At 53.1% G+C, this 13860-nt stretch carries 8 protein-coding genes; 7 read left to right on the top strand and 1 reads right to left on the bottom strand.

The genetic code is table 11. The features are described 5' to 3' along the window. Window positions 1-62: 62 nt before the first annotated feature. The 7 genes from J4772_RS04605 to J4772_RS04575 all read left to right on the top strand — a co-directional run bounded on the left by J4772_RS04605 (window position 63) and on the right by J4772_RS04575 (window position 11185). Window positions 63-1781 carry an extracellular solute-binding protein gene (locus J4772_RS04605; RefSeq protein WP_247741019.1) on the top strand — a complete coding sequence of 573 codons (1719 nt, stop codon included), beginning with the start codon at window positions 63-65 and terminating at the stop codon, window positions 1779-1781. Window positions 1782-1857: 76 nt separating this feature from the next. Next, window positions 1858-2769, top strand: a complete 912-nt coding sequence (locus J4772_RS04600) for an ABC transporter permease (protein ID WP_209074318.1) — start codon at window positions 1858-1860, stop codon at window positions 2767-2769. A 19-nt stretch (window positions 2770-2788) separates the two neighbouring features. Then, the gene (locus J4772_RS04595; protein WP_181917569.1) at window positions 2789-3673 is read left to right on the top strand and encodes a carbohydrate ABC transporter permease; all 885 of its coding nucleotides are present in this window, start codon (window positions 2789-2791) and stop codon (window positions 3671-3673) included. A gap of 147 nt (window positions 3674-3820) precedes the next feature. Beyond that, the gene (locus J4772_RS04590) at window positions 3821-4324 is read left to right on the top strand and encodes a hypothetical protein (RefSeq protein ID WP_209074317.1); all 504 of its coding nucleotides are present in this window, start codon (window positions 3821-3823) and stop codon (window positions 4322-4324) included. 37 nt (window positions 4325-4361) lie between these two features. Next, window positions 4362-5768 carry a glycosyl hydrolase family 28 protein gene (locus J4772_RS04585; protein WP_209074316.1) on the top strand — a complete coding sequence of 469 codons (1407 nt, stop codon included), beginning with the start codon at window positions 4362-4364 and terminating at the stop codon, window positions 5766-5768. A gap of 301 nt (window positions 5769-6069) precedes the next feature. Further along, entirely contained in the window at window positions 6070-6897 is an 828-nt protein-coding gene (locus J4772_RS04580; RefSeq protein ID WP_209074315.1) for a hypothetical protein, read from the top strand. 178 nt (window positions 6898-7075) lie between these two features. Then, window positions 7076-11185: an S-layer homology domain-containing protein gene (locus J4772_RS04575; protein WP_209074314.1), complete on the top strand. Its 4110-nt coding sequence runs from the start codon at window positions 7076-7078 to the stop codon at window positions 11183-11185. A gap of 93 nt (window positions 11186-11278) precedes the next feature. Here J4772_RS04575 and J4772_RS04570 read toward each other — a convergent pair whose 3' ends face one another. Then, window positions 11279-13756 (bottom strand): winged helix-turn-helix domain-containing protein, encoded by a 2478-nt coding sequence (locus J4772_RS04570; protein ID WP_209074313.1) that lies wholly within the window; start codon window positions 13754-13756, stop codon window positions 11279-11281. Window positions 13757-13860: the final 104 nt, after the last annotated feature.

Raw genomic sequence — 13860 nt, 5'->3', positions numbered from 1 at the left:
GAACCTACAATGAAACTATAATTCTCGAGAATTAGTACGACATCCAACCAGGGGGAATAGCATTGAGCAGAAAACGGCTTACGATCACGTTAGTTGTTTGCATGTTACTCAGTTCGATATTATTGGCCGCATGCGCGAAAGAGGAACCAAGCGGCAGTCAGGAGACGACACAGACCGGCGAGCCGAACGAATCGACTTCGAATGGAGGCGATTCCGAGGCGAGCAAGGGTGAGGCGTCGGAAGCTAAAGATCCGCTGGGGAAATACGAGGAACCGATTACGGTGACTCAGGTGCTGGGATTCGCTCCGCCGCAGGATGCGAACACGCCGAAGAGCACGACTCCGGAAACGAACGGATACGTGACGAAGCTGAAGGAAATGTTGAACATCGACTTAAAATATTTGTGGACGGTGCCTACGGATCAATTCGCGCAAAAGTTCTCGCTCTCCGTCGCCTCGGGAGAGCTGCCCGATGTGATGGCGGTGAGCCAAAGCGAATTTGAGAAATTCAGGGAAGACGGCCTGCTGGCCGATCTAACGGACGCCTATCGCCAATATGCGTCGCCTGCCTTGAAGGCCTATGTGGAGAAAGACGGCGGAACCGCGCTCAAAATGTTTACGGACGCCGACGGCAAAATCCTCGGTCTGCCGAACTATCTGGATCCTTACTCGAGTTTGCAATTGTTATGGATTCGTACCGATTGGCTTGAAGCCCTGAACCTGGAAGTGCCGCAAACGATCGAGGAGCTGGAGAAAGTCGCCGAAGCGTTCGTGAACGACGACCCGGATCGCAACGGGAAAAAAGATACGTACGGCATCACGATGAATAAGGCTCTGATTACTTGGGGGTTCGATGCCAGAGGTCCGTTCTATAGCATGGGGGCGTACCCGAAAGCATGGGTCAAAGGCAGCGACGGCACACTGGTCGCCGGCGAGACGCAGCCGGAGACGCGGAAAGCGCTGGAGAAGCTGCAAACCTGGTACAAGAAAGGAATTCTCGATAAAGAGTTCGCGTTTAAGGATATCGACAAAGTCGTGGAAGACGTGGTTGCAGGCAAAGTCGGCATTTCCTTCGGCGAATGGTGGTACCCGGAATGGCCGCTGAATTTGAACAAAGACGGGGATCCGAAGGCCGAATGGCAGGCCTATCCTCTTCCGTCCTTCGAAGGAAAACAGGGTATTCCTCTGATTCCCAAAATGAACGTAACGAAAATTCTAGTCGCGAACAAGGAGATGAAAAACCCTGAAGCGTTAGTCAAAATGGCGAATTTCTACGAGGAAATTTCTTCGCCGAAATATGCGGACGAGAATAAACCGGAAAACGGCTACGTCTACAATTGGTTCGAACCGCGATTCTACAATCCGACGGCGATTGCGGACACGTATAAGAGAGTTAACGAAGCGCTGACATCAAAAGATGAAAGCGGTCTGGATCCCGGCGACAAACCCATCTATGACGGGGCGGTACAATATTTGTCCGGCGACGCGAGTAAATGGGGACATTACATGAGCCGCGTGGCCGAGAACGGCGGTTGGGGCTTAACGGAAAAGATGAAGGCCCAGCCTGTCGTCTACAACGAATTTGCCGGCGTGCCTACGCCGACCCAGGTGGAGAAAGGCGCATCGCTCGAGAAGCTGACGGACGAAACGTTCCTTAAAATTATCGTCGGATCCGCCCCGATTGCCGAGTTCGACAAATACGTGGAGAGCTGGGGCAAGCTTGGGGGCAACGACATCACGAACGAAGTAAACGACTGGTATGCGGAGCAATCGAAAAAATAAGCAAGAAGCGGGGGAGGAGCGTCAGGTTTCTCTCCCGTGTTCTTAAACATGGGCGAAATGCCTTAGCGGAGGACCAATGAACAGAAAGAACTACGGACTCAAACATTTTAAGCTCGAGTCGCCCCTTCACTTGATGCTTATACCGGGAGTCATCGCCACATTGATCTATGCCTATGGGCCGATGGCCGGTATCGTCATGGCGTTTCAGAAATTCCGGCCGACGTTGGGCTTTCTGAAGTCGAAATGGATAGGCCTCGACAACTTCGAATATGTGTTTCATTTGCCGGATTTCATGCAAGTTTTATGGAATACGCTCATCATCGCCGTATTGAAAATCGTGTTCGGTTTGCTGATCCCGCTCGTATTGGCGCTGCTTCTTAACGAGGTGCGCAAAATGGCGTTCAAAAGAATCGTGCAAACGAGCGTGTTTTTACCCTTTTTCTTGTCCTGGACCGTTCTGGCCGGCGTTCTCTTCGAAATCTTCTCGCTGAAAGGTCCCATGAACGGCATACTTGCGGCAGTCGGTCTGGAACCGATCATGTTTATGGGCAGCGACGGATGGTTTCGAGCGATTCTGGTCGGTTCCGACGTGTGGAAGGGAATGGGCTACAACATGATCATTTTCCTGGCCGCCATTACCGGCATCAATCCAAGCCTGTATGAAGCCGCCGTCGTCGACGGAGCGGGGAGATGGAAGCAGATGGCGCACATTACGCTGCCGGGCATGGCCCAAATCCTTATTTTGATCTCGACGTTGAGCTTGGGCGGCGTTCTGAACGCGGGCTTCGAGCAAATTTTGCTCCTGTACAATCCTACCGTATACGGCAGCGCCGACATTATCGATACGTTCGTCTACCGGATGGGGTTATTCGATCAGCAATACGGACCGGCTGCGGCAATCGGATTGTTCAAATCCGCGATCTCGCTCGTGTTGGTCGGACTGTCCTATACGTTAGCCTACCGGTTGAGCAACTATAGAATATTTTAGAAGATTCGGGTGGTTCTCTATGGTGTATAAAAATTCGTTCTCCAGGAAATTGTTTATCGTCTGCAACGCGCTTCTGCTGGGGGCGATTACGTTCCTATGCATCGTGCCTTTCGTGCATTTGCTGGCCGTTTCGTTAAGCTCCAACACGGCGGCGATGGCCGCCGAGGTCAAGCTATGGCCGATCGGATTTACGCTGGACGCCTATGCGTATCTCGGACAGAAAGTCGAATTTTTCCGGTCGCTGTGGGTCACGCTGCAGAGAGTCGTATTGGGAACGGCAATCAATATGCTGCTGGTCGTATTGTCCGCTTATCCGCTTTCCAAGGAAGCGAAGCAATTTCGGTTCAGAACGTTATATGTATGGTTTTTCGCCGTGACGATGTTTTTCGGCGGCGGGTTGATTCCGACCTACATTGTCGTCAAGGAAACGGGATTGATGAACTCGATCTGGGCGCTCATCTTGCCGGGGGCGTTAAGCGTATGGTACATGGTGCTGCTGCTCAATTTTTTTCGGAACATTCCGAAGGAGATGGAGGAGGCGGCCTTCATAGACGGCGCCGGCCACTGGAAGCTGTTGTGGAGTATTTTCCTGCCGGTTTCCAAGCCGGCGATCGCCACCATTTTCCTGTTTACGGTGGTCGGGCATTGGAATTCGTGGTTTGACGGCATTTTGTATATGAACTCCCCTGAGAAGTATCCGCTGCAAACCTATTTATCGACGCTGGTCAATTCGTTGAATAAAATCAGCATTACCGTTGACGACTTGAGCCTGCTTCAAAACTTAAGCGACAAGACGTTGCGAACCGCGCAAATTTTCTTGGGCGCTTTGCCGATTATGCTCGTGTACCCGTTCCTGCAGAAGCATTTTACGAAGGGGATTACGATTGGAAGCGTGAAGGGATAACAGCGGCTGTGGAAGCCGAATTCATGACGAAAGGGGAGGGATTTCGATGTCCGTTTGGAAAATAAAGCCCGTCTTCTTGGCGATCTGCATGAGCGCGATTCTAACCGTAACCGGGGTTTGATTAAAGTTTGGGAAGCACAACGTACGATGCCGCAAGAACCGCCGCTGCCGCCTATGCCGCCGCTTCCGGAGCCGGAGATTCCGTCTGTCGAACCCGAACCGGTGAACGTCGCAGGCACGGCAACGGTCAGTACAACGATTCCGCTGAGAGACGGGTATGCCATCGATTTGATCAATAACGGCAGCATGGAGTCCGCATGGAGTTCCGGCGTCGGCGTCACCTTCCCCGGAACGATTACGTTGGACTGGGGAAATCAGGCGATTAAGACGGACAAAATGACGATTTATACGTGGTATGGTCAGGGCCAGGGAATTACGAATGTGGACGTCGAGTACGACGTGGATGGCGCATGGGTCACGGCGGCCGCAAATCAATCGCTGACCTGGACGACGAACGACGGGACGATCGAAGCGCTCGACATCGTTTACCCGTCTATCGAAACGAGTAAAATTCGATTAGTCGTTCGCGATGCGAATGTGTCATGGGGGAATATCGGCATCAATGAAATGAAAGTATGGAGTAAAAGCTGATCGAATCTATTATTATCTTTACCGTGGAGGATCCAACATGGCTGTCAAGATCGTAACTTATCCAGGACCGCCGGAGGAGGCGGCATCGTCGGACTATACCGTGACGGTGAACGGAGAACCTGTTTTTTGCTATACGAGTTATAGATTTAATAAGGATCGACCCGAGTGGATCATTAACGGCAAAGGGATGAAAGCTCGGGAAGTATCGCCGATATCGTTCGCTTATTTCGATTTTGAAGGCGAGGTCACCGTATCGATTACGGCGGCGCGGGACTTCTCCGAAGTGGCGATCCGGCCGCTCTCCCTGCGCGTCGAGCCGAAAGCGGCCGGGAATGTCATCCGGTTTACGTTGAATAAGCCGGGGACCTATATCGTAGAACCGTACGGACCGGATAGACCGATTCATATTTTCGCCAATCCTCTCGAAACGAACGTGCCGGATCCGGCAGATTCGTCCGTGCGCTATTTTCCGCCGGGTATTCATTACATTGACCCGCTTAGCCTGAACGACAATGAAACGGTATATATCGCAGGCGGCGCCATCGTGTACGCCAACATTCAGGAAGAGGATTTGTCGGAATGGGACGATATGACGTTCCAGAAGGCAACGTTCGGCGCGACCGGCAAAAAACGCGTTAAAGTGACGGGCAGAGGGATTGTCTGCGGCAGAGACTCTCTTGAAAAAGGGCGCAGGCATAAGCTGCTGGAATTCACGAAATGCGAAGACGTCGAAGTGGATGGAGTCATTTTAAGAGAGTCATCGGGCTGGTCGTTCGCCGTATTCGAGTCTGAGCGGGTGAGTATCGACAACGTCCGAATCGTAGGGCACTACATCAACAATGACGGCATCGATATATGCAGCTCGCGCCATGTTCGGGTCAAGAACTGCTTCTGCCATAATGCGGATGATTCCTTCCTCATTAAAGCCCATCACGCTCCGGTGGACGACGTCGTGTTCGAAAATTGCGTCGCCTGGAACGATGTCGCAACGAGCTTCGGAATCGTTTGCGAAACCGCCCATCAAGTGACAAATGTTTTTTTTCGGGATTGCACGGTCGTTCATTCCACCTTTCCATGCTGGATTCCGGATGCCGGCGGCGTTCTGGCCGTCTGGAACGATTATGGGGGAGACGTTCAAGGCATTCATTATGAGAATATCGTTATCGAAGACGCATGCGCAGACAAGCAAGTCATCAAACTCAATATTACGAACGTTCACGGGCTGAACGATTCGCAAAGAGGGAGCATTCGCGACATCTCGTTCCGCAATGTCGAGGTTCTCCATACAAAGGATGAGCGGATCGCGTTCTTAAGTCCGTTCGAACAAGGAGCGGTTTCCGGAATTGTGCTGGAGCGGGTAGCAATCAATGGGAACCCCGTCAACTCTGCTCAGGATAGCCGGATCGTGAATGAGGGAGCGACCGATATTCGAGTGAGGGGTTAAAGGGGAGGAATACCGTTGATCCAGATGGAAAACGAGCATTTGCGCGTAATCGTCGACGAAACGGACGGAAGCATGCAAGCTCTTATCGTAAAGGGCGACAAGTACGGGATGAACTGGCTGCCGGATCAAGATGCCGAGCCATGGATCCCCGCCTGGAAAAAGTGGGGACTCGGATTCGTTACGATTCGGGATCGCAAATATCGTTGGGAGAAGGGCGACCGGGTCGGCGGCGGTTCCCGATCCGTCGAATACCAATACCGGTTGGCAAACCGAGGGACGGGGGAGGAGGACGGCGAGTTCCATGCTATGGGACAGCTGTTTCCGGGAACGGACAGCCAAGTACTACGGCGAAACCGTTCCCGGCACGAAGGACATGACGTTCAGGGGGTTCAACTATTTTTTTGTCGGCGTTTTTTTGCTGAAAATGTACCGGCTAACCAAGCAGCGGATGTACTTGGACGACCTGGTCGGGGTGCTGGGCAAATATTTCGGCAAGTTTCCCCTATCCGATCTGTCTTTCGGGCTGAATCCGCGTGAAGTCGATATTGCGCTGAAGGAAGCAGGCATGACGGAAGAGGCGGAGCGGCTAGCATGCCATTTCAAGGATAAAGCGTATGCTTTCGTCCGAATGGAGGAGCAGTATGCGCCGAGCGAGGTTAACTATGAGCAAAGCACGGTCGCCGGCGTAGTCATGTTTTTGCTCGATACGTATCGGTTGACCGGAGACCGGCACATCCTGGAGGGGGCGCATAAGCATTTGGCGTTGTTGGAAGGTTTTGACGGCTGCCAGCCGGATTTTCGAATGCACGGAGTAGGGCTCCGGCATTGGGACGGGTTTTGGTTCGGGCATTACGAGCTATGGGGAGATACATTGCCTCATCAATGGAGTACGCTGTCCGCTTATGCGTATTATCGGTATTACCAGATTACGTCGGACAAAACGTATTACCATAAGTCGATTCGAAGCCTTAACGCAAATCTTTGCTTATTTCGGGAGGACGGAGCGGCCGATTACGTCTTCATCTATCCGCATAAAGTAAACGGAAGATCGGGTCATGCGTTCGATCCGATCAGCAACGATCAGGATTGGGCGCTCTATTATTACCTGGAAATCGCCGGCGAGGTGTAAGTTGTCATTTGCAGGAACCGGGGCAAACCTTTCAGGGGCCCCGGTTTTTTTATACATTCCATGAAACCTTTGCATGTCAGCCTTCTAAATATCCCTCCAAAGGGGGGATAGGCTTTAAGCCCATTTTATGGTTAAATTGGTTTAGTACTTTTATGTATGTTTTCCTGGGGGGACTGAAATGTCGAAGCTGCTTAACCGCAAAGGGGTGGCTCTGCTGCTCGCCATAATCGTATTCATGATTACTGCGCTGCCGCTAGGCACGGAAAACAAAGCGTTGGCATCCGCTTGCGACGGCGTAACGCCCGGAACGACTTCCGCTTGTCCCATTATGATTGTTGACGCCGCCGGGTTGGACGCGATGCGGAATCATTTGGATCGGCATTATGCGCTTGGGGCGGACATTGATTTGTCTGCCTATTTAAGTCCGGGAGGCCCTGGATATAATGGCGGGGACGGCTGGGATCCGGTCGGGTCCGGAGGCGGTCCTACAAATGCATTCAGAGGTACATTTAACGGCAACGGCCATACGATTTCCAATCTAAAAATCAATAGCAGTGCAGGGTCAGTCGGCTTATTCGGCGCAACCTTACAAGCCGATATTCGAAATGTAGGCTTAATCAATGTCGCTGTTGGGGGAACCGGAGCGAGTAGCGACGTGGGGAGCTTGGTTGGAAATCTAAATGGCTCGACACTTGATAGCGTTTATGTTACCGGAACGGTTGAAGGTGTGGATAATGTAGGCGGACTGGTCGGATATGCCCTTGGGGTACCCTCAGAGCCTAGCCGGATTCGCACTTCGTATGTTTCGGTGAAGGTAACCGGAACCCCATTCAGCGATGTTGGAGCACTCATAGGTTATTCGCAAGGAGACGACTTTAACGTAATTGTATCCTATTATAATAGCGAGTTGGGCGGTTCTTCGGCGTTTGGAACAGGTATAACAACGGATGAAATGAAGTATGCAGCCAATTTCAGCTCTTGGGACTTCTCGGAGCACAGCCAGTGGGGCATTCTGGATGGCATTGCGTTTCCGATGCATCGCACAACGTTAAATCAAATCGTGCTGGACGAGCTTGCCATTGACGATGGAGACATTGCGTACGAGCCGGCGTTTGCTCCGCATACTCTGACCTATGCAAGTCGGGTAACGGGCGGAGTCAATAGTGTCACCGTGTCCGTATATTCAAACAGCAGTCGTATGAACGTATCGATTGGCGGCGAGGATACGGACTCGAAAGTCATTACGCTGATACCGGGAAATAACAGCGTCAACATCGCGGTTTCAACCGACGTTGCCGTACCGGGGGCCGCGACGAATCCGTTTGCGGCGAACTATACGCTTCAGATCGTTCGCGAAAACGGAACAGATTACCCTCATCGGATCACGACCGCTATGCAGCTTGCGGCAATCGGGACCGCTCCATACGAATTAAGCGATAGCTACGAGTTAATGAACGATTTGGATCTGACGGGCCTGAACTGGGATCCGATCGGAGACGGCGTTCAGCCGTTTGCGGGAACCTTCGAGGGCAACAGACATGTCATCCGCAATTTGCATGTGGCCGGGGCGGATGACGACGCAGGACTGTTCGCAGCGTCTTCGGGAACGATTCAAAATATCGGTCTGGAGAACGCGTCCGTATCGGGCGGCGATCGGGTCGGAGGATTGGTCGGTAGCAACTCGGGAAGCATCTCGAACGCTTATGTAAAGGGCAGCGTTGCCGGAGACGAACATGTCGGCGGATTAGTCGGGTTAAACAGTGGAGCGGCAAACGCGGCATTCACCTATGCCGCAGCGCTCGTAAGCGGCGCCGATCACACTGGCGGGCTGATTGGCGAAACCGCCGCCGGGGTCGTTTCCGCTTCGTATTGGGACAATGAAATCAGTGCGCTATTGATGTCCAGCGGCGGCGAAGGAAAAACAACCGCAGACATGCAGCTCGCAGCTACCTATAGCGGCTGGGATTTTGCCGGCACCTGGGCGATGATGAACGGGACAACGTATCCGATGTTTATCCGTCATTTTGACGCTGTGAAGCTTCAAGCTTTGGGGGCAACCTCGACGGATGGCGTTCTATCCTGGAATCCTGCTGTCTTCGCATCTGCTCAAGGCGCCTACGATCTGTTAGCCGATCGGTACATAGAGTCTGTCAATATTACAGCCAGTCCCGCAGATTCCAATACGTCGGTAACGATCAGCGCAACGGGGGCACCCTCGGCGCAAGTCGCCGTAAAACCCGGGAACAATGTCGTCCCGATCGAAACGAAGGGCGTAAACGGTATGCCGGATGGCGCGTACCGGCTGACGGTCAAGGTTCCGGCTCCCGCGATGACCGGCTTTGATGTTCCGTCTGCCCAATATTATGGCATCGGCGACTCGCTGACTTTTACGGTGAGCTACGAGGGAGACATCGATGTCGCGGGAGTCCCCGCCCTTCCTGTGACGATCGGAGAAGGGGCCGACACCACAACGGTTTATGCAGCCTATGCCGGGCAACCTGCCGGTGAGCGGAATAAGCTGATTTTCACGTATGTCGTTCAGGAGGGGCTTGTCCATTCGACCGACATTGCAGTTGGGACGCACATTCAATTGCCGGGTGGCGCCGGAATCAATGCCGCTGCCACGACCGTTGCAGTTCCGCTTGCCTTGCCGGCTGCGGCAACAACGGGCATTATGATCGATTCCGTAAGACCGGAAATCATGTTGACTCAACAGCCGGCGAGCACGGTTACGACCAATAGCCCGGTGACGGTAACGGCAACCCTGGACGGTACGGGAAGCGATATTGCCGCGACTAAGTGGGCGGAAGGAGCGAGAGCCGCCGATTATTTTGCTACAGACGGTCAGTTGCTTTCCGGAGGGAGCTTCCAGGCTGCCGCTAACGGAACGTATTCGGTGTATGCTATAGACGAAGCGGGCAATGAAGCCGTGACGCAGATTGCGATTTCGAATATTCGCCAGCCATCAAATGGATCGGGAAGCTCGGGGAACTCGGGAGTTGCACCCGAACCGTCGACTCCTTCCACAGGTCCGGCATTAACGATCGATTCCGATGGCGGCATCACGCTTCGAATGGACTCTTCATCTATCGTTAAGGAAAAGCTTGAGGATGGTACAATCGTCGAGCAAGCCTCATTAACCGATGAAATTATCGATCAAGTGCGGGAGCTGCTCGGGAAAGTTCGCAAACCGTTCGTCACCGTCGTGATCGGCGACTCTGGGCAGGCTGTTCAGACGCAGTTTTCCTGGTCGTCCCTGGCCAAAGTGAAGAGCGCCTACCCGGATGCCGTTTTCAAAGTCGAGCTTAACGCTTCCAGCTATGAGCTTCCGGTGAAAGTGCTGAATCCGGGGGCGCAGGCGAGACATGTGAATGTCTTCATTTCCAAGGTGGTCGGACAAGAGAAGGAACGGCTTGAGCAAGCGGCAAGCAGCGCCGGACATAAGCTGATTGGCGATGCGGTGGACTATAGAGTGACCGTATCGGTGGACGGCAAAGAGACGGAAGTCAGGGAGTTTGGCGGAACGTATAGGGTTCGAGGGATCGTGCTGAACGAGGGGATACCCGCCAAGCGAATGACTGCGGTTCTGTACGACCCCGCAACGCGGACATTTTCCTTCGTTCCGGCCGTGACCGCGACAAGGGCGGACGGCAAACGGGAAATAGCGATCAAGGTTTCGCACAACAGCATTTATGCCCTCTTGGAGACAGGCAGCAGATCATTCTCCGATCTTGATGGACATTGGGCGAAAGGCGCAGTAGAGTTGCTTGCAGCCAAGCTGATCGTAAGCGGAGTGTCGGATACGAGCTTCGCGCCGGGCGATTTGATTACGCGAGCCGAGTTCACGGCCTTGCTAGTTCGCGCATTAGGATTGCAAGTCGAGCCGACTTCCGGGAGCGGCCACTTCGTCGATGTTGCCAAGGAGGATTGGTTCGCGCCTGTAGTGGAAGCCGGAGTAGGAGCGGGATTGATCAAGGGATTATCGAAGGATAAATTCGCTCCCGGCGCCCGCATAACACGAGAACAGATGGCCGTTATGTTCGGCAACGCACTTGCGCTCGTGGGTCATTCTGCAATGGATGCGGATCGCGTGGCGACAGCTCTAGATAGGTTTGAGGATAACGCTGAGGTCTCCGCATGGGCCAGATCGGCGGTTGCTCAGTCGCTAGCCGCAGGAATCGTCACCGGAATGACGGAGGACGCGATCACGCCGTCCGCTGCTGCGACCAGAGCGCAATCCGCGGTCATGCTGAGGCGCTTCCTGCAATACGTCGAATTTATGGACTGAATCGAATATGCAACTGGCGAAGCGGGGCTGTCCTATAAGCGATATTGCTTACAGGATAGCCTCGTTTTTCCACATAGGGACGGGAGGGAAGAGCTAGTTCGTCATACGGGACGCTTGCTCGAAATGAGCCCGGACCGCACCGCGATTTTTAAGCTCAAGCTTTTTATAAATATTTTTGCAATGGCTCTTGACGGTTTCGATCGAATTGTTCAGGCTGCCGGCGATGAAGGCGTTCGAACGGCCTTCGAGCAGCAATTGGAGTACCTTGTATTCGGCGGGGGTGAGCAGATTTGCGGCTTTGCCGAACCCATCCGCATTCGGCGCTGCGGATCGGGGCATCTGCAGCAATTGTTCGTAGAACACGGCCGTATCGCCTTCCTCCTTAAGAGCCAAACGCAGCTGCTTCTCGTATTTCGCGAGCAGAGGTCCGATTCGCTTCCAGTCCTTGTAGAACAATTGGATATAGCCTTCGGCATGACCAATCTGCAGCGCTTGTTCCAGGTGCAGAACGGCGGAGGCGATGTTTCTCGTTCTATCGCTGAACAGGGCGAGCAGCAGGTGCAGCTCCGCTTTATAGTAATGACGGTACAAGCTCTGGCTGTATTGAAGCAGACTTTCTCCAAAAGCGCTGCCTCTCTCGATTTCTTCCGTATACAGCAAAGCTCGCAGCAGCGTCAAATACTTGTACATATAGTTGTGATCGTGCGTTCCCGTCGTACTCTCTTCCTGATTAGCAAGCCAGCGACTTACGGATTCGGCATCATCGGTTTCCAAGCCAATACGAGCCTTGCAGGCATCTAACAGCCATGCCGCTTCCGGTTGTTCGGCCAACAGGGTTTGCGTCTCCTCAAGCAGCCTCTCTGCCTTCGTCGCATTTCCTTCATTTAACCTTATCTGAACGAGCGTCAGCGTTGTCGGAAGCAGCAAACCGGGATCTCTGCGATCCAGCCCGATTCTGCGCCCGATCAGCAAGCGCCTCTCGGCATCGTCCAACTGATTGCGTTCGTAATAGCATTCGCCAAGCAGTGCCTGAAAATAGCCGTATGCTACGCTGTCGCCCCGCCATTTCTTTTCCGCATATTCGCACATCGTAATCGACTGGTCCAATGAACCCCAGTGACCGAAGGCGCTTTTGAACAGGGAGCCGACGGGTTTGCCGAGCGAGCTGGTATGGCAATAGATCAATCCCCGGCCGTTCAGGCGGGATTCCGTCTCCTGCATAAATGCGGTGCCCTTATCCTGATCGTGCCGCAGATAATAAACGATCGAGTGGAAGGAGGCGATATATCCGCGCAAATCCTCTCCGGTGAGCGCGAACAGGTAGACCTCATCCTCGCTCATACCGGCTTCCGTCCGATGGAGAACCGTATCCGCCGTTGAAAGCCTCTGATCGGTAATCAGGAACCATGCGTACAAGATCCCGGCTGTAGGCGATCTGATCAGTTCCTTGAGCGGGAAGGTATCCAGCGCTTGAAGAATTTTTTTAGTCGGATAGGAGAAAAGAGACGGGATATCGGCAAGAAAAGCGTTCGTTGCCCGTTCATAGTTCGCAATATGCAGCCAATGCTGAACCGCGTCGAGCAGAAAACCCTTATTTTCCAACCAAGTCCCATAACAATCGTACAGTCGTTCATACTTCTCCCGCTCTGTTTGCTTGAAATGGCGACGCAGGAAATCGGCATATAAGGGATGATAGCGATAACGATCTGAGGTTTCTTGGAACAGAAACAGGCCGCTCCCCGCAATGTGCTTGATTGTGTCGACCGTTTGAGAGAGTTGCGTTAACGCGAAAGCGAGTTCCGTATCGAAAAAGTCGGGCAGCGCGGTTTGCAGCATAAAGGACTGTATTTCGGAGGATTGCCGTAAAAACACGCGATGCAAAAAATAGCTATGCATCTCGGGCACAATCGCATCGATGGCCGCTTTCGGTTTCCATCTATGAGCCCTGCTGCCGTCCAAATACGAAATAAAGCAGTTAACGGCCGGCAGCCAGCCCTCGATCAGGCACTCTAGCGATTGAACGACTTCATTCTCCAGCTCGATTCCGGTGCTTAATTGCACGTAGTGCTTCATCTCGGCGGCATCCAGCTTCAAATGATCGGAGGTTACAACGAGCAAGTCTGAATGAGGAATACGGGCGTCGCTGAGTAGAGGCGTTACGTCCGTACCTGCAATGTAGAAGCGAACGTGCCCAGGGGCTTGGACGATCAGATCCGTCAACATATCGCGAATGTCCGCTTCATGAATGGCCTCGAACCGGTCAAGGAATAGACGGATTTCATCCCGAGCGTAGAACGATCGTACGACCGCTTCTAGAGAGGGAGGCCCCTCAACTTCCTTTTCAACCGGGAGGATCGCAGTCAAGCGATCTAGCAAACGCGCTCGGTCGTTGTCCGATTCCTCCAGCGTTAACCAACCGGTAAAAATTGCGGGAGACGTCGAGTTTGACCAATCTTTCATAAGCGCCGATTTACCGTAACCTGTCGGTGCGGTAAAAAGTGTTAAGGAGCGATGCGATTCGCGCTGCAACAGTTGCAGGCAGCGGGAGCGGGGGATTCGAACCATGCGCATGGTCTATTTCCTACCTTTCTTCGCGCATACGATTTCCCAAATTATATCATAATCAAGGTTTGGAGGATGGAACAGGCGAGCATCGAAAATGCTTTAGTGGCATA

Origin of the sequence: Cohnella sp. LGH (genome assembly GCF_017671885.1) — a bacterium.
GTDB lineage: Bacteria > Bacillota > Bacilli > Paenibacillales > Paenibacillaceae > Cohnella > Cohnella phaseoli.
This window is presented reverse-complemented; position numbering and strand designations above follow the sequence as displayed.

Coding starts and splice junctions, on each gene's coding strand:
- J4772_RS04570 (WP_209074313.1), bottom strand. CDS start 13,756: ATGCGCATGGTTCGAATCCCCCGCTCCCGCTGCCTGCAACTGTTGCAG.
- J4772_RS04595 (WP_181917569.1), top strand. CDS start 2,789: ATGGTGTATAAAAATTCGTTCTCCAGGAAATTGTTTATCGTCTGCAAC.
- J4772_RS04590 (WP_209074317.1), top strand. CDS start 3,821: ATGCCGCAAGAACCGCCGCTGCCGCCTATGCCGCCGCTTCCGGAGCCG.
- J4772_RS04585 (WP_209074316.1), top strand. CDS start 4,362: ATGGCTGTCAAGATCGTAACTTATCCAGGACCGCCGGAGGAGGCGGCA.
- J4772_RS04600 (WP_209074318.1), top strand. CDS start 1,858: ATGAACAGAAAGAACTACGGACTCAAACATTTTAAGCTCGAGTCGCCC.
- J4772_RS04575 (WP_209074314.1), top strand. CDS start 7,076: ATGTCGAAGCTGCTTAACCGCAAAGGGGTGGCTCTGCTGCTCGCCATA.
- J4772_RS04580 (WP_209074315.1), top strand. CDS start 6,070: ATGCTATGGGACAGCTGTTTCCGGGAACGGACAGCCAAGTACTACGGC.